Below are 25,981 nucleotides of genomic sequence, written 5' to 3'. Positions count from 1 at the left end.
TAGCAACCAGGAACCAGCAACTAGCAACTACTTTCAGCTCGCTTCCACCAACTGGATCCGGTACGTCCTGCCGACTCGCAGGCTTCGGAACTCTTCTTCCGGTACGGAGAGGTTGGGGCCGTTCAGTAGTTCGTGAGACGGAGCGTCCGTGGCGTCGCTGTCGCGCACGATGCGGGTTGAGGCGATGAACTCCTGTGGCTCCCATGACTCCAGGCCGACGACGCGAAGACCGATAACTGGCATAAAGACTCTGCACTCCTTTGAAGAAGATCTTGGAAGCCGCAGACTGGGCCGGTTGCGTTGTGCGAGGACGCGGCGGGCGCGGTCCAGTCTGCGGCAGTACACGATGCGGCGTGCCAGCACATCCTTCGCCGCAGCGTCCAGAGCACTTACCGCCTCCTTCTCCTCGGCGGTTCCGAAGAGCTGCAGATCGCAGTGGCAGTAGCGCTCGCGCTCGCAACAGGTGGAGCGGTAGCGGGCCAGGATCACCGCCCGGCGCCGGTCGGCTTCCAGATAGCTGCGCCATAGGCAACCGGCTTCAGCCTCCCAGGCAGCCATTCGCCGCTCCAACGCGTCGGGATGTGCCAGCACAGGCATCGTGTGTACATCGCGCTTATCAGCATTGCGATAAACGCGATAAACAAATGATAACCATACTAATCAAATTTAGCAAGAGCGCTAAGCGATATTTTTATCAATTCTCCCCTCCCGGGGTGCCCCACCCTCGCGGAGCTAGGGTGGGTTCCAGGAGCCACGAATTCCAAGCTCTGACGAAATATTGTGGATGCGATTGGTGAAAGAGTCGTGGCTTCTCCGCCCGCCCTAGCGTTGCGAGGACGGGGCACCCAGGCGGGGCGGACCTTTGTCTTCGACAAAGAATGGGGCAACGGAGATCCCGGCGCCGATAGGCGCCTTATTCAATCATTCAATTCTTCAATCATTCAATCGCCCGCGCACCATTCAACTATTCAACAATTCAACCATTCAACAGGCGGGCTATAACCCGCCCTCCCCCATCTTGTGCATCACCTGGCCGATGATGACGACGCGGTCGATCTCTTCGCTGTTGACGATCTCTTCGGCGTAGGCCTTGTTGTCGCTGACGATGCGCAGGCGGCCGTCGGCCAGCCAGAAGAGGCGTTTGATGCGCAGGTCGTTGCCGTAGGCAAGCGCGAAGACGCGGCCGTCGACGACGTTGCGCTGGTTGATATTTACCGCGACTTTGTCGCCGCCCCACAGTGTGGGAACCATGCTGTCGCCCTCCACCGTAACGATGCGCAGGTCGGCTTCACGCAGGCGCTTCTTGCGCAGCCAGGAGCTCTTGAAGGTGAGCCGCTCCAGGGTCTCGATAAACTCCGGCGGCTGTGCTCCGGGGCCGGCCTGCAGGCGGACGTCGTAGACCGGGATGCGAACCTCGCCCTCGTCGTCATCCTGATATTCACCATCATCCTCGGCGCGGACGCGCTGCATGGGAAACGGCTCGTTCGGATGAGCGTCGCCTTTGCCCCAGATCAGGTAGTCGACGGTGGTGTTCAGCGCCTCTGCCGCCGACTCCAGCAGAGAGCGGCGGATGCGGTCAGGCTGCGTCGTGTCCGACTCCCAGTTGAAGATCGTCGGCCCGGTGGCGCCGATCAGCGTTCCCAGCTTGCGCTGCGAATAACCCAGTTCTCGCCGCAACGCCTGAATCCGATGTCCAAAGGTCTGCATGTTAATCAAACTTAGCATAGAATTGCACAATTTTCGATTAGAGTTATTGACTAATTTGGTTAGTACGCTTATCGTCTCTCTATGACGAAACAAGAGGCGCTTACCCTGCTGAGAATCAACCAAGCGCAGATGGCCCGGATCTTCGGCGTGAGCCGAGCCGCGGTCTCCCAGTGGCCCAGCGATGCGCCGCTGCCCCCCAAGCGCCTGATGCAGTTGAAATACGAGCTTCATCCGGAGCTCTTCGACCAAGAGGAGGCCTGAACCGTGGAAACATCCTCCCGCGAGATCATCCGCTGCACCCGCTGCCGCATGCAGCAATATATGACTCAGACCCAGCGCTGCCGCCGCTGCAGCGGAGACCTTCTGCCTCCTTCGCCGCCGCCCGAACCTGAACAGCCAGAAACAGTCGCCGCATCAAGCCTGATGGCCACGCGCCTGCGCTTAGTCCGGCGCTGCCGGCACTTCAGCCAGCCCGAGCTGGCAGAACGCGCCCAGGTCTCGCAGCAGTTCATCTCGGTGATGGAGCGGGGACGCTCGCGGGTCACGCTCGAAACGCTGGAGCGTTATGCCAAGGCGCTGAATCTTCCGCTGCATGTGCTCTTCGCACCGGCGCCGCAGTTCGAGCGCTTCCTGCAGAAACAAGGGATGGTGTAAATGGCGCGTATCCGCACCATCAAACCCGACTTCTTCAAACATGAGGACCTCTTCGACCTGGAGCAGGAGACTGGGCTTCCCGTCCGCATCGCCTTCGCCGGGTTGTGGACCGTGGCCGACCGCGACGGTCGCTTCGAGTGGAAGCCGCGAACGCTGAAGACCGATGTACTTCCGCATGATCCGGTGGACTTTGCCCAGGTGCTCGACGCGCTGGAGACGCGTGGCTTCCTCAACACCTACGAGGTGGACGGCAGACGCTACGGCGTCATCCCCTCGTGGGACAGGCACCAGGTGATCAATAACCGCGAGTCGCAGAGCGTGCTTCCGCCTCCTCCGCAGTTAGACAACGTGTCCCCCACACGTGAGCCACGCGTGCAGGACGCGGACAAAGATTCCCTGACGCATGCACCAGCGGAAGGGAAAGGAAGGGAAGGGGAAAGGAAAGGAAGGGAGCAACGCGGACGGCCACGCGTTGACGCCGCCGGTTTAGCTCGTGGAGTCCTCGATGAGCTGCGACTCTCCGGAGACGATCTACTCCGCACCCTCACTGATGTCTGCAAGCTTGAACTCCAGGCAGGCGCGGCGCCGGAGAAGCTGCGAGAGACGCTCGTCGAGAGCTTCCGCCATTTCAACCAGGCACGGCCGCGATTGCAGATCACCTGGGGACCGGCACGCTTCTTCGGCGAAGGACACTGGCGCGATGCAACGCTGTGGCCGTGGAAGGACGGAGCCTCTTCAGCAGTCACCAGTCAAGCCACGGTTGGTGTCTACCGGCAGTCTGAGATTGACGAGGAAGCCAGGGCAAAGGCGGAGCGACGAAAGGCGGAGTTCGAGCTCCTTGAGGGCGCGAACGCGAATGCCGGGTATACCGTCTGGCAGTCGATGCGGTCACGACTGCAGGAGTCGCTCGACAGTCAGAGCTTCGATACCTGGATCAAGCCGCTGGGAACTGCCGGAATCAAAGACGCGCAGTTGATTCTGGTTGCTCCCAATGAAGCGTTTGGACAGGTGCCTGACCGGTTTCAATTCAAACGCTTCCTCCCCCACACTGTTCCGTCCATACGGATAATCTTTGGAGATGGTGGAGGATAGGAATTACAGAAATAGGACGAACTTCGAATCGTCTACATCAAGAGGTTCGTGGTCTGAGCTCAGGAAGCGCACGCGATACAGGCATGTTTCATCTTCCTGATTGGCGCACTTCAGGCGGTCGATCTCGATGACATCGCCGAAGTATTCTGCTGCGCCCTGGGTCAGGCCTTCGACCAGTCCGCAGAGATTGATGGGTGACCTGTAGCCCACCAGCAGCGTCTGATTGTCGCCCTCGCAAACGGTGAAATCCGGGAGGACCTCTGACATGTTCATCGTTTCCACATCCAGATCGAGCAACAGATCCCGCAGTGTATTTGCCGCTGCGAACACTATGGGATAGTGGATGGCCAACAGAGGCGCAGCTCGGCGGCCAAGCCAACGCCAGGTCTCCACTTCGGTCTTGCCAAGGCTCGTGGCAGTGACCTGCACCAGGCGAATCAGCTCGTCGTCCGGATAGCTGCCGAACGAGGCATGGATGCCATCACTGCCGGCTTGATCCAACAGCTCGTCCCACACATCAGAGTCGAACTCTGCGGTGACGATCTCTTCAAGCCAGTTAAATAGGATGCCCTTCACAGCTACTTCCCTCGGATACTTCTTCGCCTCATCGGCGGGTGGAGGCATGGGATGAGAGAGGTTGGAGCAAATCGAACCATGGGCACGGTACGAAAGATTTGGGGGTGATTTAGAGGGCTTATAGCGTGGTGGCGGTCCTAGCCCACCCTAGCGTTGCGAGGGTGGGGCACCCGGCGATATAAGCGGCAATGACAAGAGAGTTACATCCATATTTTTCAACCGCTAAAAGGCGAGCGTCTAAGATACTGAGACATCGTGACCCAGGCTTTCATTCATCGCATTGCAACAGCGGCTCCGGAGCATGAGGTCCATGGAGCCTTCGTCGCCTTTGCCGGCAAACTGCTGCAGGATGACCGCGCACGGTCACTCTTTCATCGCATGGCGGCGAAGGCAGAGATCGATCGCCGCTACTCCGTACTGCAGGTTGTCCCGCCCTTTGCGGACGATGCGGTGAATGCGCATGAGTTCTACCAGCTCAACAGCTTTCCGGGCACCGAGGAGCGTATGCGTGTCTATGAACGCTGGGCTCCGCGGCTGCTTTACAAAGCGCTTGACCGGCTGAATCTGACGCAGGCGGAACGCGGCCGCATTCGCCATGTGATCGTGACCTCATGCACCGGCCACTATGCGCCGGGGCTGGACTTCGCGATCATCGACTATCTCGGTCTGTCGCGCGAGGTCTCGCGGACGATGGTCGGGTTCATGGGCTGCTATGCCGCCATCAACGGCCTGCGTCAGGCGCAGCACATTGTCCGCTCCGCACCGGATGAGAGTGTTCTGCTGGTCAACCTGGAGCTGTGCACACTGCATCTGCAAGAGTCACAGGATCTGGCTGAGGTGCTGTCGTTCCTGATCTTCGGCGATGGCTGCGCTGTCAGCTTGATCTCGGCCGAGCCCGGCGGTCTGGCTATCGATGCGTTCCGCACCGTGATGGTCGATGGCACCCGGGATCTGATCACCTGGCGTATCGGCGATGGAGGCTTCCTGATGCATCTCTCAGGACAGGTGCCAGGTGAGATTGAGAAGTGGCTTCGGCAGGCTGGCGGAGAACTTGCAAACAACGGTACTTCGCTCTGGGCGATTCATCCCGGCGGCAACTCCGTTCTGGATGCGGTGGAGCACGGACTTGGACTTCCGGCTGAAGCGCTGACCGCGTCGCGTCATGTGCTGCGCAGTTATGGCAATATGTCTTCCGCGACGGTGATGTTTGTTCTGGAGGAGCTGATGCGCTCGGCACAGGCAGGAGAGAAAGGTCTGGCGATGTCGTTTGGCCCGGGGCTCACGGCGGAGACGATGGAGTTCCATGCGGTCTGAACGGAAGGACTTCACCCAGCGCGCTCACATTTCGGAGTGGATGGATGAACCATGTTCCTATCCAACGTTTCGCGAATGCCTGCGCGACCTGGAAGAGGTGAACCGTGTGCTGGGGGGGTACACGCCTTCGCTTGCATGGATTGAGGAGTCGCTGCAGCACTGCAACGGACCGGTTCATCTGCTGGATGTGGGCAGCGGCGGCGGAGGCCTGCTGCGCGCGGTGGAAGCTTCGGAGACAGCCCGCCGGCGTGGCGTGCACCTGACAGGAATCGATCTGAATCCGCATGCGGCCCAGGCGGCGAAGGAGTTCACGCCGAAGGACTCTGCCATTGCGTGGATGACCGGCGATGTGTTCACGTATCAGGGGCCTGCAACGCTGATCGTCAGCTCGTTGCTGACACATCATCTGACCGAAGATCAGATCGTGCGCCTCCTGGCATGGATGGAGGCGACGGCCACCGGCGGATGGCTTATCAACGATCTTCGCCGCAGCGCCAAGGCGTATTACAGCTTCAAGGTGCTGGCCTGGGCCCTGCGCTGGCATCGCTTCGTGCGTCATGACGGGCCGATATCGGTCCGCAGAGCATTTCTGGCGGAGGACTGGCAGCGTATGTGTTCCGCCGCAGGGCTTCCGATGAGCGAGATTCGCATTGAAGAAAAACCGTTTGCCCGGCTGTGTGTTTCTAGGCGGAAGTTATGAGCGCGATGCTCGATGTCATCGTCGCCGGAGGAGGACCTGCCGGCGCGGCGCTGGGCACGTTGCTCGCCGGGCAAGGCCGTACCGTGATGCTGTTTGAGAAGACAGCTGCAGCGCAAGACAAGATGTGCGGTGAGTTCTTCAGCGAAGAAGGAGCTCGCTATCTTGCTGCTCTAGGGGTCGATCTGCGTGTACTTGGAGCGGTCACGATCGATCGAGTCCGGCTGGCGGCGAGGGATGTTCTGGCCGAGTGTGCACTCCCCTTCCCTGGTCTCTCTCTTCCTCGCCGCATCGTCGATGAGTGCCTGCTGCAGCGTGCGTCTGAAAGTGGCGTTGCTGTCGTGCGGGGAACAAGTGTAGAGCAACTTACGGGCGCACCTGGCGAATGGCGCGTACGTCTTAGCGACGGCGCTGAACAAACATCGAAGGATGCCTTCGTCGCCACGGGTAAGTACGATCTTCGTGGGCGGAAACGTAACGGCGGCTCGCAGAACGACCTTGTCGCTTTCAAGATGTACTTCCGGCTGTCCGCAGAACAAGAGCAGCACCTGCGTGGCTGGGTGGAGCTGATTCTCTTCCCCGGCGGCTATGCCGGGCTGCAACTTGTTGGAGAGGGCTGCGCCAACCTCAGCCTGTTGCTCACGAAGTCCGAGCTGAAACGCAGTGCAGCTGAGTGGGACCGCGTACTCACACATGCCATGACATCGTCAGCTCATTTAGCAAGCAGACTTGCGGGCGCAACGCAGTTACGTTCCAGGCCGATTACGCTGTCATCAATTCCGTATGGGTATCGGCGAACGGCAACAGAAGATGGCCCGTGGTATCTCGGCGATCAAGGCGCGGTGATGCCGTCGTTCACCGGTGACGGCATGTCGATTGCGCTGCACTCCGCCTTTCTCGCCGCGGATGCATATCGTCACGGCGTGACGGCGCGTGCGTATCAGGCGCTGCTGGCGCGGCAACTGAAGCGGCCCGTACGATTTGGTACTGCGCTCTCGCGGTGTATGGTCTCCATACCGGCGCTGGCACAGGCGCTTCGTCTTTATCCCGGCGCGATGGCGTGGATTGCCTCATGGACCCGGGTTCCATCACACTTTGTGAAGATTAGAGCATTTTTCCTGTTGCTGGGTATCCCGGGAGGAGCGTGCAGCGGCGTTTTCATTGCGGAAAACGCCCATAGATGCACAAGCCCTGCAATACACCTACAGGAAAAATGCTCCGTGACAGTCAACGTACTTCGTCGTACCCCTCATTTCACCGCTGTGCAGGAGATATCTGATGGAGATAGAAACGATTCGGCAACTGGAAAAAATCCAGCAACACTGCATCCAACTGATCGCCGCGGCCAAGAAGGTTTCGCCGGAGACGCTTTCACCTGCTTCGACGTTTGAAGAGATCGGGCTGGACTCGCTGGATAAGGTGACGCTGGCCTTCGATGTGGAAGAGGCCTACGACATCGCCATTCCGGAGAGCGCGCTGGCAACGATCGATAACATTGGCGCGATGGCGGCGGCCATTCACCAGGCAGTCGAGGCAAAGCCTCTCACTCCTGATTCCCAAACGAGCACCGCATGAGACGTGTTGCCATTACGGGCATGGGCTGTGTCACCTCCATCGGCATCGGCACGGATAAGTTCTTCCGCGCGCTGCGCGAGGGCAGTGACGGCTTTCGTTCTCTCTCCGACGAAGAGCAGGTGGGGTTGACCTTCTGCTGCACGGCGCGGGTGGATGACTTCCAGCCCGAGAAGCTGCTCTCGCCGGACCAGATGCTGCTCTCCGAGCGGTCGTCGCAGTTTGCCCTCGTAGCGGCACACGAAGCAATCGAGCAGTCTGGCCTGCCGGCTACGCTCGACGGCAGCCGGATTGCCGTTGTCTTCGGGTGCTCTGCCGGCGGCAGGACGGCGGAAGAGCCGGCGCTGGAGAAGCTATATACACAGGGCGCGCGCGTTCATCCACTCACCGTGCCGCGTGCGATGGCCAATGCGGGAACCAGCCTGGTCTCGATGGAGTATGGCATCACTGGCCCCTCCTATACCGTCTCCACTGCTTGCGCTTCGGCGACGCACGCCATTGGCCAGGCCTTTCACATGGTGCGCTCCGGCATGGTGGATGCTGCGATCACCGGCGGTCATGATGCTCCGCTGACCTTCGGCTTTCTGCGGGCATGGAACAGCCTGCGTGTGGTCTCGCCGACCTTCTGCCGTCCCTTCGCCAAAGACCGCGACGGCATGACCCTGGGCGAAGGCTCGGCTGTGATGGTTCTGGAGGAGATGGAGAGCGCGGTGCGGAGAGGAGCGCAGGTGCTGGGAGAGATCGTCGGCTTCGGTATGTCTTCGGATGCGCGGCACATCACACAGCCTGCACCCAGCGGACCGGCCACCGCGATGCGCAGTGCGCTGCTGGATTGCGGCGATCTGCGCGCGCCTGTGCGCTACATCAATGCGCACGGTACGGGGACCATTGCCAACGATGGAATAGAGGCAGAGGCGATCCACATGGTCTTTGCGGAGGATGCCGGCAAAATTCCGGTGAGTTCTACCAAGTCGATGCATGGCCATGCGATGGGCGCCTCCGGAGCGCTGGAGGCAGTTGCGACCGTGCTTGCGTTACAGCATGGTGAGCTGCCGCAGACAGCACATGAGAGCGAGATCGATCCTGCGCTCGCGCTCGATGTGATTACCGGAGAAACGCGGGGAATAGAACGAACCAGTGAACCGGTGCTCGCACTCTCCAACTCCTTCGCCTTTGGCGGGCTCAATGCTGTTCTGGCCTTTCGCTCGGTTTGAGGTGGTCTATGTTGAAACTGATTGCAGGTCTTTTCCTGGTGATTGCGGCCACGCTGCAGGCCGAGCAGCCCGGTGTTCTGGGTGACTGGACGGATCCCACTGGGTCCGTTATCCGCATTGCACCGTGCGGACAGGAGCTATGTGCGCGGTTGATTGCGGTCAGCCGCCAGGCGCCGACGCCCTTCGACAGCCACAATCCGGATGCGGCAAAGCGCAAACAGCCTCTGTGTGGCCTGGTGATCGGACATGGGTTTCATCTCTCTGACCAGAACCATGCGGATGGTGGCTATCTCTATGATCCGAAGTCGGGCAGGACGTATCACGGGTCGATGATGCGGAATGGAGATCGGCTGGAGCTGCGGGGGTATGTGGGAATCAAGTTGTTTGGAAGGACTGAGGTGTGGAGCAGGCCGGGGAATGTGAATGCTTGTGTGTGAGTGCGGTACCTCAGCGGCTGAAGCCGCGTGTTTTGCGGCTTTTATATGGCACGGCTGAAGCCGTGCCCTTAAGCAACGCATTCGCACCTGCGGTGCGAAATGGTTGCGCGTTGCGCAACGGCTGGTTGAGTCGATGTAGAGGATCATCTGGAGATTGAGCACCGCGGTCTAAAGCTTCAAACAAGTTGCAACGTCAGAACGTTGAGAATAATTCTCGAGAGTCGTTTCTCCGTTCGCGCGAACGCGCGAATGTTTTGCTTAAGGGCACGGCTTCAGCCGTGCCGTAGCCCTGAATGAGAGCGCGGCTTTAGCCGCTGAGGTACTCGTCCAACCGAATCGTTGGATTGACGGAAGAATACGGATACTCCTCCGCAGTTGCACACAGTCTAGCTCGCACAGGATTCTGTGCAATGTATTCGAGGCGCATCGCATAGCCCTCTGCATCCCGAATCCGATGGTCCGTAAATCCTCGCTGCCATACAGGTTGCGATGCATGGAAGCGATGAGAGAACCCTCCCTTGATCAGTTGCATTGTTCGTTCGAGCGTAATCTGCGTCGGAGTCAGCAGCAGATGAATATGGTCGGGCATCACGACGTACGCGTGTAGAAGGTAGTTCTCACGGTAATGGTCCAAGGTTTCAAGAAGCAACTCGGCATTGTGCGTAACTTGAAAGACCCTACGTCGATTAGCTACTAGGGATGTGACGAAGTACGTCCCGGGTCTCGCGGTACGTGTCGGGATCGCCATAACGTGAATTGTATTTGACGTTGACGATTGCCCTCAGCGGCTAAAGCCGCGTGTCTTGCGGCACCCGGTACGGCACGGCTGAAGCCGTGCCCTTAAGCAAGGCATTCGCCCCTGCGGTGCGAAATGGTCGCGCTCCGCGCAACGGCTGGTTGAGTCGATGTAGAGGATCATCTGGAGATTGAGTGCCCAAACTCACCAACTACTTCTTCGCCTTCCTGCGCACGGCGCGGATGACGCCGCTGCCGCCGCCGCCGCAGTAGAACTGGTCGCTGCCGTAGGACTCAAGGCCGGAGACGCCTGTGCCCTGGGGCATCTCGATCTGTTCCAGCACTTCTCCCGTCTTTGGGTCGATGTGGCGCAGGTTGCTTTCGTCGCCCTCCCAGGTGCCGTGCCATAACTCGCCATCGACCCACGTCACGCCGGTGACGAAGCGGTTGGATTCGATGACGCGGAGCACCTTGCCGGTCTCGGGGTCGACCTGGTGGATCTTGCGGCTGCGGTATTGCCCTACCCAGAGTGAGCCCTCGGCCCAGGCCATGCCTGAGTCTCCACCGCCACCGGGGGCGGGAATGGTTGCGAGCACCGTGCCGGTGGCGGGGTCGATCTTGTGGATGCGGTCTTCGGCGATCTGGAAGAGATGCTTGCCGTCGAAGGCGGTCCCGGCGTGTCCGGCGACGTCGAGGGTGCGAACCGTCTCTCCGCTTATTGGATCGAGGGCATTGATGCTGCCGCCGGCGGCGAACCAGATGTTGCTGCCGTCGAAGGTCACTCCGTGGACCTGGTCAACGCCCGGGAATGGGCCGTACTCGCGGACGATCTCTGCTTTGCTTCGGTTCATGGGGCAATCCTCGTCAGCTAGATACTAGTTGCCTTGATACTAGTCACCTGGCAGAGGGGATGGGAGTAACAACGTGGTCGTGAATCCCGGCAGTGGCGGCGTCATCCAGCGGCGGGCGCGGCCGTGTCCGAACCACTGTGTCTTGCCCGATGCCGCCAATGAGTCCAGCGCGCGCTGCACGGTGCGTTGACTGGTTCCCATGGCAAGCGCCAGCGCCGAGCTGGACCACGATTCCCCGTCCGCCAAAAAGGCTAACACCGCGGCATGTTCTTCTTCGACCGGCCTTGCCAACACCACGACCTCGCGCGGGTGTGGAAGGGAGAAGGCAAAGCCCTTCTTGGTTGCATGGATGCCGGCGACAGGGCGGAGCATGCGGCGCAACCTGCCGATCTCCACGCGCAGGCGGCCGCGGAGCGATTCGTCCACCCACCTGGTGCCGAAGGCTCGTGCCAGCAACACATCGCGTGAGACATCGCCGGGCCAGGCTTCTCCGAGAGCCTGTGCGAGCGCGAAGAGCACTGGCCGGCTGGTCAGCGAGATGACCGTGCTGCCGCTGCGCACAGCATAACGGCAGGCGTCTACGACTACGGTCTTTGAGGCGAACAGAGCCTCGACCTCTTCCAGCAGTAATGGACATTCCTCGCCGCCGGCGATGCGGCGTGCGGCGGGTGTCTTCAGAGCGCTCCAGGCGTTTTCTACTTCCGCGAGCAACATGGGAATGCGTGCCTGGCGAGCTGCCTGTTCCGCGCGGGTGAGTGCGGCGCGGGCCGGCCTGGTCTGCAAGCGGCGGAGGGCGATGCCTGCGGCGGCCAGTTCATGCACGGTCCGCAGGGTGGGCGGGAGAGGTGCGGGGTCGAGTGTGGAGAGCAGCTCCTCGGCGTTGTCGAGGCGGCCGATCAGCAACAGCCGGCGGACTTCGAGGTAGCGTGCGTGGGCGGCGTTGAGTTGGTCGCCGTGTTCTTCCAGCACGGCTCTTGCCGCATCGAGCGTCCTTGCAGACCAACCCAGGTCACGCGAGGCCAGCGCGATCTCGGTCTCGGCGACCAGGCAGCGGGCGCGGGCGACGGCTTCCCTGGGACCGAAGGAGCGGGCGGCGTTGCGTAGCAACAGCTTTGCCCGGGCGAGGTCACCGAGCTGAGCCATGGCGATGCCGCGGAGGGCGAGGGCCGGTGGGTCGTCGCGGAGGGCGATGCGTTTCAGGGCTCCGAGGGGGTCGCCGGCGGCGAGGGCACGGGCTGCGGCTGTGATCAATGAGTCCATCGGAATCCCGCCACAGTTGTCACTCCCACCCCGCGTTTGCCCTGCGGTAAATCTATCTCATGGCATGGGGCACCCAGTGTGGTGGTTAGTCGGATGTGAGGTGAAGGATGAATTGCTTACGGAGAACCAACAACGCTCAAGCGCCGCACCAGACCATGGCTTGCTGCCGTGCGGTTTCACAACACGGCATGTTGCGGCGGTGGTGGAAAGGCGCAGGCGCATCCGCAGGTTCTGGTGTGTTGTTGGTGCTACTACCGAAGTGTCCGTTATGCATAGCCGCGTATCTTGCGGTATGGATGGGAGCCGGCGCGGCGATGTCGATCGCTACGCAAGCCAAGCCGGTGTTGGAGCTGCTGTTTGCTGCTTCACTGACTCTGCTGGCCGTACGCTTCTGGCGGCAGCCACGCAGAGTTGTGTCCTGATCTACTTCTGGTCCTTATTCGGCGACCAGTTGATGACGTGGTACTGTGCTGGAGTCTTACCGACGTTGCGGAACTGGTGGAGGCTGTTCGAGGCGTTGAAGATGATGTCGCCCTTGGTCACCTTGATCCACTTGCCGTCTGAGAGCGTCTCGCACTCGCCGCTGTCCATGATGATGAGCTCTTCGTTCACGTGACGATGCGCGGGGTGTGAGGTCTGGCCGGGGTTCAGCGTGGTGATGTGCATCTCCAGTTGATCGACGGTGGCTGTCGGCTGCTTGACCACGGAGCGGACCTCGCCGGTGGCGTTCTTCGTGACCGGCAACTGGTCGAACTTGAACACCGTGGGACCGAGGATAGAGGTCTTCTCGACACCAACGGCGGTGGGGGCGGCCTCTGGGGCCTTGTTCTGCGCCAAGGAAGAGACTGCGGTCAGCAGGACGGCCGCCGCAATGCTGCGAATCTCAAGCTTCATTGTCGTGCTCCTTTTTTGTGACGAGACCATCCTAGATCAGGAGGATTGGGGTTGGGTTGATTGGGGCGCCGGCACTCCCTCTTGTTTTGTCATTTCGCAGCGACCGAAGGGAGCGGAGAAATCTGCTTCTCTACCGAAGAGATAGGGGTAGAAAAGCGGATTTCTCCGCTTCGCTACGAAATGACAAACAAAAAGACGATTCGCGGGGACCGGGAACTGGGTGGGAGCGGCGGGCTTCAGCCCGCCGATGTGGGCTTGTAAAGAATTGGGCTTTAGCCCTGGGCCTTTTGCTGTGATGGACAGAAAGGCCCAGGGCTAAAGCCCGACGTAATGTTGGGTATTAATCAGCGGGCTGAAGCCCGCTGCTCCCACCCAATCACCTCATGACGTATGGGGCTGCGACCCGCACTTGCCATGAATGAGATAATGAAGAGTGGCCCACAGACGCCGTTGCGTGGGTCAGGATATGGGGGCATTCGGAAGCTATGACCAATCCACAGCATCCTCTTCAGAAGATTCTGGAAAATCGGATCGCCATCATCGATGGAGCGATGGGCACCACCATTCGCACCTACGGGATGAAGGAAGCCGATATCCGTGGGGAGCGCTTCAAGAATGCCACCAAAGACCTGCTGAACAACGGTGATCTGTTCTCGCTGACACAGCCGGAGATGATCGGCGATATTCATCGCCGCTTCCTCGAAGCCGGCGCCGACATCATTGAGACCAACACCTTTGGCGCCACCAGCATTGCCCAGAGCGAGTTCTTTGTCGACGATCCGCGTGAGCACGGCGGCCGCAAGGACCCGGAGTTCTACCAGAAGATCATCGACGACGCTTCGCTGAGCGCGCTTGCGTGGGAGATCAATGAGCAGTCGGCGCGGCAGTGCCGTGAGTGGGCCGACCGGGTCGGCAATGACACCGGCCGGCAGCGCTTTGTTGCCGGAGCCATCGGTCCGCTGACCGTCTCGCTTTCAAACTCGCCGGATGCGGATGATCCCGGCTTCCGCGTCGTGACCTTCGACCAGGTGAAGAAGGCGTACGCGGAAGAGGTGCGCGCCCTGATTGCCGGCGGAGTCGATCTGCTGCTGGTGGAGACCATCTTCGACTCACTGAATGCTAAGGCGGCACTAGTCGCCATTCAGGAAGTATTTGAGGAGGACGGCAAGAAGCTGCCCATCATGATCTCTGCCGCGGTTGGCCGGGGCGGTGAGACGATGATCTCCGCACAGACGGTTGAGGCCTTCTGGAATGCGGTCAAGCATGTGAAGCCGTTGTCGGTGGGCCTGAACTGCTCGCTTGGCCCGGATCTGATGTATCCGTTCCTGGAAGAGCTTTCCGGCAAGGCTGACGTGGCTATCTCGGCGTATCCGAACGCAGGTCTGCCGAATCCGCTTTCGCCCACGGGCTTCGATCTCGAACCCGCCGATATGGGCCGATATCTTGGCGACTTCGCCAGGGGTGGACTGATCAATATCGCCGGCGGATGCTGCGGCAACACACCGGAGCACATCGCAGCCATCGCCAAAGCTCTGGCACACCTGGAACCGCGCAGCCTGGAGCCGCATCACCAGGAACATGAAACCGAGGCCGTGGGAGCCTGAGGATGAGTATCGACACGACAGAATCAAAACCTCTTCGCCTCTCAGGATCGCAGCCCTTCACCCAGCAGCCCGGCGTCTTCATCATGATCGGCGAGCGCACCAACGTCGCCGGCTCGCCGAAGTTTGCCAAGCTGATCAAAGAGGGCAAATACGAAGAGGCCGTCAGTGTCGCTCGCCAGCAGGTGGAGAACGGCGCCAACGTCATCGATATCTGCATGGACGAGGGCATGATTGACGGCGTCGCCGCCATGTCCCGCTTTCTGCTGTTACTGGCCAGCGAACCCGAGGTCGCCAAGGTTCCGTTCATGGTCGACTCCTCCAAGTGGGAGGTCATCGTTGCCGGCCTGAAGTGCCTGCAGGGCAAGGGCATCGTGAACTCCATCTCGCTGAAAGAGGGTGAGGAGAAGTTCCGCAAGAATGCCGCGACGGTGCAGCGCTACGGTGCCGCCGTGGTTGTGATGGCCTTTGATGAACAGGGCCAGGCGGCGACTTACGAAGACAAGATCCGCATCTGCGAGCGTGCGTATCGCATTCTGGTGAACGAGGTTGGCTTCGCGCCTGAAGACATCATCTTCGATCCCAACATCCTGACGGTTGCGACCGGCATGGAGGAGCACAACAACTACGCGGTCGACTTCATCAACGCGACCCGCTGGATCAAGCAGAACCTGCCGCATGCGAAGGTGAGCGGCGGCGTCTCCAACATCTCGTTCAGCTTCCGCGGCAACAACAAGGTCCGCGAGGCGATGCACGCTGCCTTCCTCTACCACGCCATTGCAGCCGGTATGGACATGGGCATCGTCAACGCCGGCATGCTGGAGGTGTACGAAGAGATTGCGCCCGAGCTGAAGGAACTGGTCGAAGACGTCCTGCTGAACCGCAGGCCCGACGCCACGGAGCGCCTGGTCGACTTTGGCGAGCAGTTGAAGGCCTCGTCCGCGTCCGGCGGCGCCACCATCGAGAAGAAGACCGAGGAGTGGCGCAACGGCACTGTCGAAGACCGGCTGGCGCATGCTCTGGTGAAAGGCATCGACACTTATATCGCCGGCGATACGGAAGAGGCGCGCGCAAAGCTGGGCCGTCCGCTGCTGGTGATTGAGGGTCCGCTGATGGCGGGCATGGGCATCGTGGGCGATCTGTTCGGGGCCGGCAAGATGTTTCTGCCGCAGGTGGTGAAGTCGGCCCGCGTGATGAAGAAGGCTGTCGCGTATCTGACGCCCTTCATGGAAGCCGAGAAAGAAGCGATGGCCGCTGCCGGTATCGAGGTAAAGACGCAGGGCAAGATTGTACTGGCCACTGTCAAAGGCGACGTACACGATATCGGCAAGAACATCGTCGGCGTGGTGCTGGCCTGCAACAACTACGAGGTCATCGACATGGGCGTGATGGTGCCTGCCGAAAAGATCCTCGAGCGCGCCAAGGAGATCCGCGCCGACATCATCGGTCTGAGCGGCCTGATTACTCCGTCGCTCGATGAGATGGTGCATGTCGCCCGCGAGATGGAGCGGCAGAACTTCAAGATTCCGCTGCTGATCGGCGGCGCAACAACCAGCCGCGCGCATACAGCGATCAAGATCGCTCCGCACTACAGCGAGCCGGTGGTGCACGTTCTGGACGCAAGCCGCGCTGTGCCGGTAACCACCAGCCTGCTGAGCGAAGAGGGCCGGCAGAGCTTCATCGATCAGCATCGCGCGGAGTATGAGGGCGTGCGTAAGGCTCACGCTGCACCGAAGCTGAAGGCTGTGCCGATCGAAGCCGCGCGTGCGCGTCGTACACCGATTGAGTGGCGTGCGGAGGATATCTCGCAGCCTGCATTTACCGGCGTTCGCATGTTGGATAACTTCCCGCTCGAAGAACTGCGCAAGTTTATCGACTGGTCGCCGTTCTTCCATGCGTGGGGTCTGAAGGGGATCTATCCCCGCATTCTGGATGATGAGAAGCAGGGCGCTCAAGCCAGGCAGATCTTCACCGAGGGCAATGCCCTGCTGGACAAGATCATTGACGGCAAGCTGATTACGGCGCGCGCGGTGTATGGCCTGTTCCCTGCCAACGCTGTCGGTGATGATGTTGAGCTGTACGCCGATGAGACACGCTCCACGGTGCTGGACCGCTTCTACTTCCTTCGTCAGCAGGTGAATCGCGAAGGCAAGGAGCCGTGCCGCTGCCTGTCAGACTTTGTCGCACCGAAGGAGACGGGGCTGCCGGATCACGTCGGCGCCTTTGCCGTCACCAGCGGCATTGGTTTGCGCGAGCTCTGCGACCGCTTCAAGGCGGATCATGATGATTACAGCGCCATCATGGCGGAGGCTCTGGCCGATCGTCTGGCCGAGGCCTTTGCCGAATGCCTGCACAAGCGTGTGCGCGAGGAGTGGGGCTATGGCTGCGAGGAGAATCTCACCAACGAAGAGATGATCCAGGAAGAGTATCGCGGCATTCGCCCGGCGCCTGGGTATCCCGCGAGCCCTGACCATACGGAGAAGGGCACCATCTGGAAGCTGATGGATGTGCAGGCGAAGACCGGCATTATGATCACGGAGTCGTACGCGATGTGGCCGGGGTCGAGCATCAGCGGAATTTACTTCGGACATCCGGAGTCGCGGTATTTCAGTGTCGGGAAGATCGATCGCGATCAGGCGCAGGATTACAGCGAGCGTAAGGGCATGACGTTGAGTGAAGTCGAGCGGTGGTTGGGGCCGAATCTGAACTACGATCCTGAGAGATAGTCGGCGTTTGATGTAGCGAGAAGAGAAGGTATTGGTAGAGAAGCAGATTTCTCCGCTCCCTTTGGTCGCTGCGAAATGACAAACGAAAATGAGGTCGCCGGTATACGCGATACTCGTTGGAACCCAGATATGTACCTCAGCGGCTAAAGCCGCGTTTCTTCTCGCGCTGATACGGCACGGCTAAAGCCGTGCCCTTAAGCAAGGCATTCGCACCCTCGGTGCGAAATCGTTGCGGTGCGCGCAACAGAACAATACAGCAAAACACCATCCGCTACATCCGTTCGCGCGCAGCGCGATGTCTCGCTTAAGGGCATGGCTTTAGCCATGCCGTATCGGAGCAAAAAGCAGTGCGGCTTTAGCCGCTGAGGGCATGTGTCCAGCGAAGATCTAATCCGCACTACGGGACGAAGACAAAACAAAAAAGACGATTCGAGCTTCGCTCGAATGTCCCACCCATCGCGTATCGGGGTCCCCGACGAAACTTCGTTCGTCGGGGTGAGTGGCGATGGATGGGGCACCCAGAGTATGGGCTAAACCTATCCCTCGTCCGGCAACCCCGCGAGGCTTCGTACCAGCTTGCTGACTCCGTGGGAAACAGTGAAGGACTGCGGCACTGACTCAGGCTCCAGGAGACCAAGCCCGCAGGTCGCCGTAATCATCGCCCGTTGCGCAAGCTTCTGCGGATCGCCGACGCGAGATGCGCACTCAAGCCAGCGGAGAAAGATCTGTGCAGCATCCATGGCGTCGAGATGCCGCTTCGTCGGCACCAGGCCGTAGGCGACCGTGCCTCCCTGATTCACGAAGTCCATCGCCTGTGGATGACTGAAGAATGACTCCAGCCCTTCATGCGCATCGAAGGAGAGGATGTCAGGCCTGACGCGGAACATACGATCGAAGGGTTGCGATGCGCAGCAGTGCAGACCGGCGTAGACGCCACGCGTGCGGGCATCGTCGAGGATTGCCGCCAGAGCGCTGAGGCGATGCTCTTCGGGGAGTCCGGGGATCTCGAGACACAGGCCCGGCTCATCGACGAACAACAGCACGGGGAGGTTTGTTGCACGAAGCCGATTCGCCTGCCAGCAGATGAGTTGTGAGACGTGGAAGGCTACCGACGAGAACAGCACGGGATCAGAGAGAAACGGCCGGCCTTTGTAGAAGAGAAAGGCTGCCAGCGTGATGGGACCTTCGATCTGTCCTTTAACCGCGATGGCCTGGGGAAAGAGCCCCGACTCTAGCGCCTCTTCCAAAGCGAAGAAGCCGGCGGCGTTGTCTTCGGTGAGATAACCGTCGCCGTTGTGCAGAACGTCGATAACGGCATCGATGCTGCCTTCCTTCACCTCATAGCCATAACCGTCGGTGCGTGGCTCGACCAGGTGGCGGATACAGTCGAAGCCCTGCCCGATAGCAGCCTCACGTTCCGAGCGCTGCGGAAGCTGCGGCCAGAAGGGTACCTGCGGCGAGAAGCTAATCACCGATTCCAGGGCTTCAGGAAGCGAAGTGAGCGGCAGGCTGCCGACTCCGGTAACAGCTCCGGCGGGATCGAAGGAGGGGCGGCGAAGAGCTGTCTGCGACGTTGCGAATACGGATGGGGTCGACGGCAAGCGTTGAGATTCTCCTTCGCTGTTTTCAAGCTATCACGGTGGAGATTTCCAATTTTCAAATTGGAAATTGAGGCGTTTCATGAAGCGGGTGGGAGCGGTGGGCTTCACAGGTTGCGGAAAAACTAGGTTATTTCTCCCTAAGAGAGCCCTCTGATGAATTTTTTATCGCCGCTGAGCGTTGGTGAGGTGGATTGGCCTGTTGTTTTGGTGTGCTGGAGAGGCTTTTTGGCCACTCCAGACACACTTCGGCCCTAGCATGCTTGCTCCTGGATGGGGATGAGCTTGCGCAAGCGGGTCAAGTTATAGGCGGTGATCATCAGCCGGTAGAACAAGTCCACCTTGGCCAGACCGCGTACCTTCACTTGACGTAATCCTCGATCGAGCTTGGACCAGCCGAAGACTCGTTCGATCCGCTTGCGTGCCTTCTGACTGATCTGGAAGCGTGGGTCCTGTCGCTCCTCTTCCGTCAGCGCGTTCTTGCTCATGTTCTGGCCGCTGGTGTACTCACTGACATGGGGCGCGACCTCGCGACCGCGCAGTTGTTCTATGAACTGCGCATCCTGATACTGTGTCGGCTCCCAGCGTGATCGTCTTCTGATGCTCCGGTTTGCGCTGGTCTGGCGAAGGTACAGCCCGATCCAGCAGGATCAGCGCCATATCGCGTTCCGCCACCGTAGCCGAGAGACTGGCCTCAGCCGCGATCACCAGACCGTTGCGGTTCTCCATCAACGCATGGCCCTGATAGCTGGGCACCGCCTTATCCGCTGTCGCCTTCTTGTACAACCGCGCCTGGGGATCGGTGCTGGACTCCACCTTATCGCGCAGCAGAACCTCGCCCTTATGTCCAGAACCCTTGCCAGGAGCGGGCGGATCCTTCTTATCCTTGAAGCTCCGGCACGAGGCCCAGGCTTGGAGCAGAGTGCCGTCCACGGTGAAGTGCTCTTCGCTGAGCAGCTTCTTCTCCCGCGCTTCCATCATCACCGCTTCCAACATACGCTGGCTCGCCTCGGCCTCGATCAGACGGTTACGGTTCTTGGTGAACACCGTCACGTCCCATACCGCGTCGTCCATCTCCAGTCCTACGAACCAGCGGAACAGAAGGTTATAGTCCAACTGCTCCATCATCCGGCGCTCACTCGGGATGCTGTACAGAACCTGCAACAAAAGCGTCCGCAACAGCTTCTCCGGAGCTACCGAAGGACGGCCTGTATGCGAGTACATCGCGCCCAACGTCGCCTCCATCCGTACAAGGGCACGGTCCACAAGCACTCGGATCGACCGCAAAGGATGGTCCGATGGAACCCGACGTTCCAACGTCACATAACTAAACATCGCAGACTGAAGCTCCCAATCTCCTCGCATATCTTACTTACTAGCACCTCGCGCGATGGAAAACAAAACCACACCCGAGTTTTTCCGCAACCTGTTCAGCCCACCGTTATCGGATCAAGAAAAGAATGGGCTTTATCCCTGGGCCTTGCGTCTCGGATAGTAAAGGCCCAGGGCTAAAGCCCGACGTATTACTAGGCCTAAATCAGCGGGCTAAAGCCCGCTGCTCCCACCAGAAGACACACCGAGAGTTGTGCCCGCATCTCCAATCAGCCACACGAAAGTGTGACTGGTTTTATGCCCCTCCGTGGGTGCACACGCATCTGTCACCGGCGTTAAATAAGATGCGACCACGTGCTTTCCCTGGACAATCAAACCCCTTCAACCGCTAACCACGAATGGAGACCACTATGAAGACCATCACCGTGAAAGACGGTACCACGATCTACTTCAAGGACTGGGGCTCCGGCCACCCGGTTGTGTTTTCGCACGGCTGGCCGCTGAATGCCGATGCGTGGGATGCGCAGATGCTCTTCCTCGGCGAGCGCGGATATCGCGTCATCGCGCATGATCGCCGAAGCCACGGACGATCGGACCAGACATGGGATGGCAATGAGATGGACACGTATGCCGACGATTTGGCTGCTCCGTTCGAGGCGCTCGATCTGAAGAGCGCCATACTCGTGGGTCACTCCACCGGTGGCGGTGAGGTGGCACACTATCTGGGCCGCCATGGCACCAGCCGCGTCGCCAAGGCCGTACTGATCGGCGCTGTTCCTCCGGTAATGCTGAAGAGCGAGAAGAACCCCGGCGGGTTGCCGATCGATGCCTTCGATGCGATCCGCAATGGAGTGGTGAATGACCGCTCGCAGTACTACATGGATCTGACACTTCCTTTCTATGGCTACAACCGCCCTGGCGCTGCGGTCTCAGAAGGTGTGCGCAAGAACTTCTGGTACCAGGGCATGCAGGGCGGCATCAAGGGGCAGTACGACTGCATCAAAGCCTTCTCTGAGACCGACTTTACAGAAGACCTGAAGAAGATCGATATTCCCACACTGATAATGCACGGCGATGACGACCAGATTGTTCCTTACCTTGACGCCGGTGTGCTGACGGCGAAGCTGGTAAAGAACAGCCAGTTGAAGATCTACCCCGGGTATCCGCACGGCATGGCGCAGATTTATGCAGACCAGATCAATGCGGATCTGCTGGCGTTTATTCAGAGCTAGGAAAATTGAATGATTGAAGAATGGCCCATGTTCCGGGAGAGAATGGGCCATTTCTACCTGCCTTCGGCTAGAGTATTTCTCCTGTAGGTGTAGTGCAGGGCTTATGCATCTATGGGCGTTTTCCTCAATGAAAACGTCACTGCACAGTACTCACGGGATGCCCAGCAACAGGAGAAATGCTCTACACTACGCGCACGATGGCTACACGGCTTACGCTTGATCTCGATACTCTGCGCACCCTCACCGTTGCGAATGATCTTGGCAGTCTGGCGCTGGCGGCGGAGCGCACTTTGCCCTGCTGTATCCGCGCATGCAGGTCGAGCTGCGCATCGAAGGCAATGCGGCGCTGGCCGATGCGGTGGAAGCATCGCAGATCGATCTCGCGGTCGCGATCGGACATGAGACACGGGCAGCAGCCGAGACCATCGGACAGCTTGAGATCGTGTGGATTGCGGCTTCCACCTTTGCTCTTCCGCAGAATCATCCTCTGCCACTGGCTGCGCTGGGGCCGCAGTGTGCCTTTCGCCGATGCGCCATCGAACATCTGGAGACGGCCACAACACCGTATCGCATCGCCGCCAGCAGTCCCAGCCTCGACGGCCTGTGGGCCGCGTTGCTTGCGGGTCTCGGCATCACCGCGCGGACTGGGTTGCGCCTTCCCGAGGGGTTGGTCTCAGCCGCATCGCTCTTCGGTTTGCCTGCACTTGGTGCACTGCCGGTTACGGTTCATCGCAATCCGCAGTCCACAGGTATCGCGGTCGATCGCATGAAGATCCTGCTGACGGAATCGGTGCAGTCAGCACTGGCCTTGCAGGCGAAGACCGCGAAGAAGCATAAACAGAGCTCACGTGTCGCTTGAGAACAATCAAATTGTTCTTGCTGTGCCGCGTTGTTAGAGTTGCGGGATGAAACGGTATTTGCTTTTGCTCACTGCGCTTCTGCTTGCCCCGCTCTCCGGCATGGCACAGACCTCTTCCATCGTTGGCACATGGGTTCTTACTGCCGCGGATAAGCTGATGCCGGATGGCACACGCGTCTCTGACTATGGACCGAATCCTCACGGCCTGGTGATCTTTACTGCCGATGGACATTACTCCGTACAGATCTATCGTGGAGACCGCGTGAAGTTTGCCTCAGGGGACAGACTGAAAGGCACGCCTGAGGAATATCGCGCGGTTGCGACCGAGATGAGTGTTCACTTCGGTACCTATATAGTCGATGACACGAAACACACCATCAGCTTTCATATCAATCGCTCTTCGGTTCCGAATCAGGATGACACCACCGCTGTGAGGTCCTATGAGATGCAGGGAGATGTTCTCTCCTGGAAGGTCGCGGCAAGACCGGATGGATCGATCCCGATGACGGTGTTGAAGCGGGTGAAGTAGGGGTGTGGCTAATTACTTGCTCGCCGTAGGATTGGGTGGGAGCGGCGGGCTTCAGCCCGCCGATATATAGCGCTGAAGGCGCGCTCCATACCAGCCTGGGGCAACGCCCCAGGTCTCGGATAGTTAAGAGGTCTGAGGGCTGAAGGCCCGATCTATAATTCTGATGCCAAATAGCTGAAAGAGCCCATCTGGACTGTAAACCGTGGACTAAAGTCCACCGCTCCTACCCGTTCGCACATTAGAACTCATCTGCCTTCACTGCAGAGTTATAGAGCGGGCCTTCAGCCCTTTAACATCGTGTGAGCACTGAGACCTGGGGCGTTGCCCCAGGCTGGTATGGAGCGCGCCTTCAGCGCTTATAGTGCCTGCCCGAAAGACCGCTAAACACCCCAGCCAGCAAAGTTGGCCGGGGTCCCCGCTGCACCCACTCGTTTCCACATCAGAAAGAAGCGGGCGGGTGCTGACGACATGAGTTTAATGACACGCTCTGGGAGGTCAAAAATTTCCCTCACCTGTCTTGACAGCCGCATTTATTACTCTCACAATGTAGTACTAACGATGCTTGGAGAGTTTGAGTACCTGATCATTACGGCGGCAGCGGGGCTTGGCGAGCGGGCGTATGGCGCCACCATCCGCGAAGAGGTTGAGGCCAGCGGCCGAGGCTGTTCGATTGGAGCGCTGTACACCACCATCGATCGGCTGGAGGCGAAGGGTCTGCTGAAGACCTGGATGAGCGATGCCACGCCTGAACGCGGTGGCCGCGCCAAGCGCATGGTAAGCATTACGCCCAGCGGGTTGAGTGCGGCAAAAGAGTTCTACGAGACGGTGATGCGGATCAGCCGCGGAGCCTCATGGGTGGCAAACCAGAGCAGGAGTGTTCTATGACGGGCTGGACCATCGTGGAAGTCGTCGCTTCACGTCTTCTGGAACGCAATGAGTGTGAAGCTGTGCTTGGCGATCTGGCGGAGACACGTAAGTCCACAAGGGCAGCGATGCTGGACGTCGTGGGTCTTGCATTTCGCCGTAAGGCAACGCCATGGCGCACTCTGGGCCCATGGGTTGCCGCCTTCGGCCTGGCTCTGCCGTGCAGCCTGCTGTTGATGGGCTTGTCGGTCTCAATCAGCGCGACGTATGTGCGGCTGTTCAATACCACGGTTCTGAAAAACAGCGGCCTCACGCTTGGACCTGGTGTCGCCATGCTGATCTGGAATGTGATTCTGCTGATCGGCTGGGCGTGGACCGGCGGCTTCGTGATGGGATCGCTCTCACGCAAGACCATCCGCATCAGCGTGCTGATGTCATCGGTTCCCTGCGTCTTCTGCATGGCGCGATTTCACGTGGAGTCGCTCTCACGCTTCTGCCTGCTGCTCTTCCTTATTCCCGCGGCGTGGGGCGTCTATCGCGGTCTGCGGCTCACCCGTATTTATCTTCCCGCTGCACTGGTGCTTGCACTCGGTATCACGCTGCTGACGATTCCCATGTGGCGCAATCCCGGTGCATGGCTCCCGAACTGGGCGCTGAGCTGGCCCGCGTGGTACTTAGTCCTGACTGCGTGGAGAAGCTCCAGGCGCGCAGAAGGCGCACGACAACTGGCTACCTGACACACACGGATATCAGGCCGCTTCATGCGGCCGCACACACCGTCACTGCGAACCGGTACGGAATTCCCTGCGTTAAAGTTCGCGATTTTTTCTGAAAGAGCGGAACCATCGTCCCAGATGAAACGTATCAGCGGGCGTACGTCGCAATACCGCGCGGCCGTCTCAGCACGTAATCAGGATTTATAAGCGTCACACCTTATCTCTGAGGAGCACTCCCATGTCGACTGCTCGCGTATCCCCGTGCGTCTTAAAACGCCTGGCGATGATCTGGCTCATCGTTACGGCACTTCCCCTGGTCTTCTTTGATGGCGCTATCGTGTACGCACGTCCCGCGATGCAATCGAGCCCAGGCGCTGAACATACCGCGAAGCCTGTACCGGCAACGACGCAGCAGATGTATCGCAAGCTGATTCAGGAGGCTGAACAGAGGAACGATCCGCCCGCGCGCATTGGATATCTATGGGCTGTGCTTGCCTCTTCGTATCACGATGTCGGCAATATTGCCGAGTCCCAGCGAGCCTACGAACGTGCCTTGCCCTTGCTGGCGCAGTCGCCGCAGTCACGCGGCAACTATGCGACCGCGCTCGATAATCTTGGAAGTATTTATCTTGAGCTCGGCAACATTGCCGATGCGGAGAAGGTGAGGACGCAGGCCTTCCATCTTCGCGAAGAGATGGGGAACCCCATCGATCTTGCCCGTGGTCACGAACATCTCGCCGAGGTGCTGCTGGCACGGCATCGCTTCAAGGAAGCCGAGCAGCACGCCCGCGCCGCTTATGACACGCTCTCCGCCAAGCCGGAGCCTGACGATCAGGACGCTCCCACTGCCGAGCATCCGCAGTACACGCAGAGGCGCGGCAACACCATGCTTGCCGCATTGATCACCCTGGTCTTTGCGGAATGCAATCAATCGGAGCTACAGGAGTGTCTGCAGGCGGCAAAGCAGGCCGACCAGATTGCAACGGAGAACTTCGCTTCCGGATCGCTGGAGCAGGCACACGCCGCCATGGCGTTGGGCTATGCGCAGTGGAAGACGGGAGATATCTCCACCGCCGATCAGACATTACGCGGTGGTATGGCCATGATGAAGGCAAGGCTCGGCGATGGACATCCCCTCGTGCTTGATTCCATGTATGAATACCGGGAGTTCCTGCAGGCGCAGCATCGCAAGGCGGACCTTTCGTCGCTGGATCATCAGATCAAGGATGTAAAAGAGCATCAACCAGCGACGGCGTGTGCGAATTGCACGATCAGTGTGTTTGCGTTGCGGTGAGGAGGTATGAATTGGGTACCCATTCATCGCGTTACGTGATGAGTGGGAGCTTCATAGGAATCGTTGAAGACCCGCGCTACGGTACCTCAGCGGCTAAAGCCGCGTGTTCTCTGCTCTTTTACGGGACGGCTGAAGCCGTCCCCTTAAGCAAGGCATTCGCACGTTGTGCGAACGGAGAAATATCTGGTGTAAGTTTAGGCATCGGTTTTGCTTAAGGGCATGGCTTT

25 protein-coding genes and 1 pseudogene are annotated in these 25,981 nt (G+C 59.6%); 17 read left to right on the top strand and 9 right to left on the bottom strand.

Annotated features, from left to right (window positions below):
* Nucleotides 1-33: 33 nt before the first annotated feature.
* Together AB4Y89_RS22540 and AB4Y89_RS22535 are read right to left on the bottom strand one after the other, a co-directional pair.
* Nucleotides 34-558 carry a hypothetical protein gene (locus AB4Y89_RS22540; protein ID WP_442303191.1) on the bottom strand — a complete coding sequence of 175 codons (525 nt, stop codon included), beginning with the start codon at nt 556-558 and terminating at the stop codon, nt 34-36.
* Between the two features lie 438 nt (nt 559-996).
* Nucleotides 997-1,707, bottom strand: coding sequence for an XRE family transcriptional regulator (locus tag AB4Y89_RS22535; RefSeq protein WP_442303190.1), 711 nt, complete (start codon nt 1,705-1,707; stop codon nt 997-999).
* Nucleotides 1,708-1,788: 81 nt separating this feature from the next.
* Here AB4Y89_RS22535 and AB4Y89_RS22530 point away from each other — a divergent pair, with 81 nt between their 5' ends.
* From AB4Y89_RS22530 to AB4Y89_RS22520, 3 genes are read left to right on the top strand one after another with little or no spacing between them, the layout of a single operon-like run.
* A complete protein-coding gene (locus tag AB4Y89_RS22530) occupies nt 1,789-1,968 on the top strand; it encodes a hypothetical protein (RefSeq protein WP_147649922.1) in 180 nt (59 codons plus the stop codon).
* Between the two features lie 3 nt (nt 1,969-1,971).
* Nucleotides 1,972-2,361: a helix-turn-helix domain-containing protein gene (locus tag AB4Y89_RS22525; RefSeq protein WP_442303189.1), complete on the top strand. Its 390-nt coding sequence runs from the start codon at nt 1,972-1,974 to the stop codon at nt 2,359-2,361.
* A complete protein-coding gene (locus AB4Y89_RS22520) occupies nt 2,362-3,453 on the top strand; it encodes a DnaA N-terminal domain-containing protein (RefSeq protein WP_442303188.1) in 1,092 nt (363 codons plus the stop codon).
* Between the two features lie 3 nt (nt 3,454-3,456).
* On the opposite strand, the gene AB4Y89_RS22515 is transcribed toward AB4Y89_RS22520, so the two are convergent.
* The gene (locus AB4Y89_RS22515) at nt 3,457-4,077 is read right to left on the bottom strand and encodes a heme NO-binding domain-containing protein (RefSeq protein ID WP_442303187.1); all 621 of its coding nucleotides are present in this window, start codon (nt 4,075-4,077) and stop codon (nt 3,457-3,459) included.
* A 207-nt stretch (nt 4,078-4,284) separates the two neighbouring features.
* On the opposite strand from AB4Y89_RS22515, the gene AB4Y89_RS22510 reads away from it, so the two are divergent.
* From AB4Y89_RS22510 to AB4Y89_RS22485, 6 genes are read left to right on the top strand one after another with little or no spacing between them, the layout of a single operon-like run.
* Nucleotides 4,285-5,343 (top strand): type III polyketide synthase, encoded by a 1,059-nt coding sequence (locus AB4Y89_RS22510; protein WP_442303186.1) that lies wholly within the window; start codon nt 4,285-4,287, stop codon nt 5,341-5,343.
* The gene (locus AB4Y89_RS22505) at nt 5,333-6,043 is read left to right on the top strand and encodes a methyltransferase domain-containing protein (RefSeq protein WP_442303185.1); all 711 of its coding nucleotides are present in this window, start codon (nt 5,333-5,335) and stop codon (nt 6,041-6,043) included. The genes AB4Y89_RS22510 and AB4Y89_RS22505 overlap by 11 nt, the downstream gene beginning before the upstream one ends.
* Entirely contained in the window at nt 6,040-7,431 is a 1,392-nt protein-coding gene (locus AB4Y89_RS22500) for an NAD(P)/FAD-dependent oxidoreductase (RefSeq protein ID WP_442303184.1), read from the top strand. Before AB4Y89_RS22505 ends, AB4Y89_RS22500 begins: the two co-directional genes overlap by 4 nt.
* Nucleotides 7,319-7,615, top strand: a complete 297-nt coding sequence (locus tag AB4Y89_RS22495) for an acyl carrier protein (protein ID WP_442303183.1) — start codon at nt 7,319-7,321, stop codon at nt 7,613-7,615. The genes AB4Y89_RS22500 and AB4Y89_RS22495 overlap by 113 nt, the downstream gene beginning before the upstream one ends.
* Nucleotides 7,612-8,826 carry a beta-ketoacyl-[acyl-carrier-protein] synthase family protein gene (locus AB4Y89_RS22490; protein WP_442303182.1) on the top strand — a complete coding sequence of 405 codons (1,215 nt, stop codon included), beginning with the start codon at nt 7,612-7,614 and terminating at the stop codon, nt 8,824-8,826. The genes AB4Y89_RS22495 and AB4Y89_RS22490 overlap by 4 nt, the downstream gene beginning before the upstream one ends.
* A gap of 8 nt (nt 8,827-8,834) precedes the next feature.
* The gene (locus AB4Y89_RS22485; RefSeq protein WP_442303181.1) at nt 8,835-9,263 is read left to right on the top strand and encodes a DUF2147 domain-containing protein; all 429 of its coding nucleotides are present in this window, start codon (nt 8,835-8,837) and stop codon (nt 9,261-9,263) included.
* Nucleotides 9,264-9,570: 307 nt separating this feature from the next.
* Here AB4Y89_RS22485 and AB4Y89_RS22480 read toward each other — a convergent pair whose 3' ends face one another.
* The 4 genes from AB4Y89_RS22480 to AB4Y89_RS22465 all read right to left on the bottom strand — a co-directional run bounded on the left by AB4Y89_RS22480 (nt 9,571) and on the right by AB4Y89_RS22465 (nt 13,003).
* Nucleotides 9,571-10,011, bottom strand: a complete 441-nt coding sequence (locus tag AB4Y89_RS22480) for an REP-associated tyrosine transposase (protein ID WP_442303180.1) — start codon at nt 10,009-10,011, stop codon at nt 9,571-9,573.
* A gap of 199 nt (nt 10,012-10,210) precedes the next feature.
* Nucleotides 10,211-10,849, bottom strand: a complete 639-nt coding sequence (locus AB4Y89_RS22475; RefSeq protein ID WP_442303179.1) for a Vgb family protein — start codon at nt 10,847-10,849, stop codon at nt 10,211-10,213.
* Nucleotides 10,850-10,888: 39 nt separating this feature from the next.
* Nucleotides 10,889-12,109, bottom strand: a complete 1,221-nt coding sequence (locus AB4Y89_RS22470) for a helix-turn-helix domain-containing protein (protein ID WP_442303178.1) — start codon at nt 12,107-12,109, stop codon at nt 10,889-10,891.
* Nucleotides 12,110-12,532: 423 nt separating this feature from the next.
* Complete coding sequence (locus AB4Y89_RS22465) at nt 12,533-13,003, bottom strand: cupin domain-containing protein (RefSeq protein WP_442303177.1); 471 nt, start codon at nt 13,001-13,003, stop codon at nt 12,533-12,535.
* 485 nt (nt 13,004-13,488) lie between these two features.
* Here AB4Y89_RS22465 and AB4Y89_RS22460 point away from each other — a divergent pair, with 485 nt between their 5' ends.
* Both AB4Y89_RS22460 and metH read left to right on the top strand, forming a co-directional pair.
* Nucleotides 13,489-14,607 (top strand): homocysteine S-methyltransferase family protein, encoded by a 1,119-nt coding sequence (locus AB4Y89_RS22460; protein ID WP_442303176.1) that lies wholly within the window; start codon nt 13,489-13,491, stop codon nt 14,605-14,607.
* Nucleotides 14,608-14,609: 2 nt separating this feature from the next.
* Nucleotides 14,610-17,330, top strand: coding sequence for a methionine synthase (metH, locus tag AB4Y89_RS22455; protein ID WP_442303175.1), 2,721 nt, complete (start codon nt 14,610-14,612; stop codon nt 17,328-17,330).
* A gap of 536 nt (nt 17,331-17,866) precedes the next feature.
* Here the strand turns inward: metH and AB4Y89_RS22450 are convergent.
* Together AB4Y89_RS22450 and AB4Y89_RS22445 are read right to left on the bottom strand one after the other, a co-directional pair.
* Nucleotides 17,867-18,931, bottom strand: a complete 1,065-nt coding sequence (locus AB4Y89_RS22450) for a hypothetical protein (RefSeq protein WP_442303174.1) — start codon at nt 18,929-18,931, stop codon at nt 17,867-17,869.
* A gap of 251 nt (nt 18,932-19,182) precedes the next feature.
* A pseudogene (locus AB4Y89_RS22445) lies at nt 19,183-20,293 on the bottom strand (IS5 family transposase).
* Between the two features lie 377 nt (nt 20,294-20,670).
* Here AB4Y89_RS22445 and AB4Y89_RS22440 point away from each other — a divergent pair.
* From AB4Y89_RS22440 to AB4Y89_RS22415, 6 genes are all read left to right on the top strand, one after another.
* Entirely contained in the window at nt 20,671-21,492 is an 822-nt protein-coding gene (locus AB4Y89_RS22440) for an alpha/beta fold hydrolase (RefSeq protein ID WP_442303173.1), read from the top strand.
* Between the two features lie 295 nt (nt 21,493-21,787).
* Complete coding sequence (locus AB4Y89_RS22435) at nt 21,788-22,351, top strand: LysR substrate-binding domain-containing protein (protein ID WP_442303203.1); 564 nt, start codon at nt 21,788-21,790, stop codon at nt 22,349-22,351.
* Between the two features lie 46 nt (nt 22,352-22,397).
* Nucleotides 22,398-22,880 (top strand): lipocalin-like domain-containing protein, encoded by a 483-nt coding sequence (locus AB4Y89_RS22430; protein ID WP_442303172.1) that lies wholly within the window; start codon nt 22,398-22,400, stop codon nt 22,878-22,880.
* A 558-nt stretch (nt 22,881-23,438) separates the two neighbouring features.
* A complete protein-coding gene (locus AB4Y89_RS22425) occupies nt 23,439-23,765 on the top strand; it encodes a PadR family transcriptional regulator (RefSeq protein ID WP_442303171.1) in 327 nt (108 codons plus the stop codon).
* Nucleotides 23,762-24,481 carry a hypothetical protein gene (locus AB4Y89_RS22420; RefSeq protein WP_442303170.1) on the top strand — a complete coding sequence of 240 codons (720 nt, stop codon included), beginning with the start codon at nt 23,762-23,764 and terminating at the stop codon, nt 24,479-24,481. Before AB4Y89_RS22425 ends, AB4Y89_RS22420 begins: the two co-directional genes overlap by 4 nt.
* 217 nt (nt 24,482-24,698) lie before the next feature.
* Nucleotides 24,699-25,754 (top strand): tetratricopeptide repeat protein, encoded by a 1,056-nt coding sequence (locus AB4Y89_RS22415; RefSeq protein WP_442303169.1) that lies wholly within the window; start codon nt 24,699-24,701, stop codon nt 25,752-25,754.
* Nucleotides 25,755-25,981 lie beyond the last annotated feature (227 nt).

The organism is Terriglobus sp. 2YAB30_2, assembly GCF_052114765.1.
GTDB lineage: Bacteria > Acidobacteriota > Terriglobia > Terriglobales > Acidobacteriaceae > Terriglobus.
Note: the sequence above shows the minus strand (reverse complement) of the source record. Positions and strands in the feature narration are given on the sequence as shown.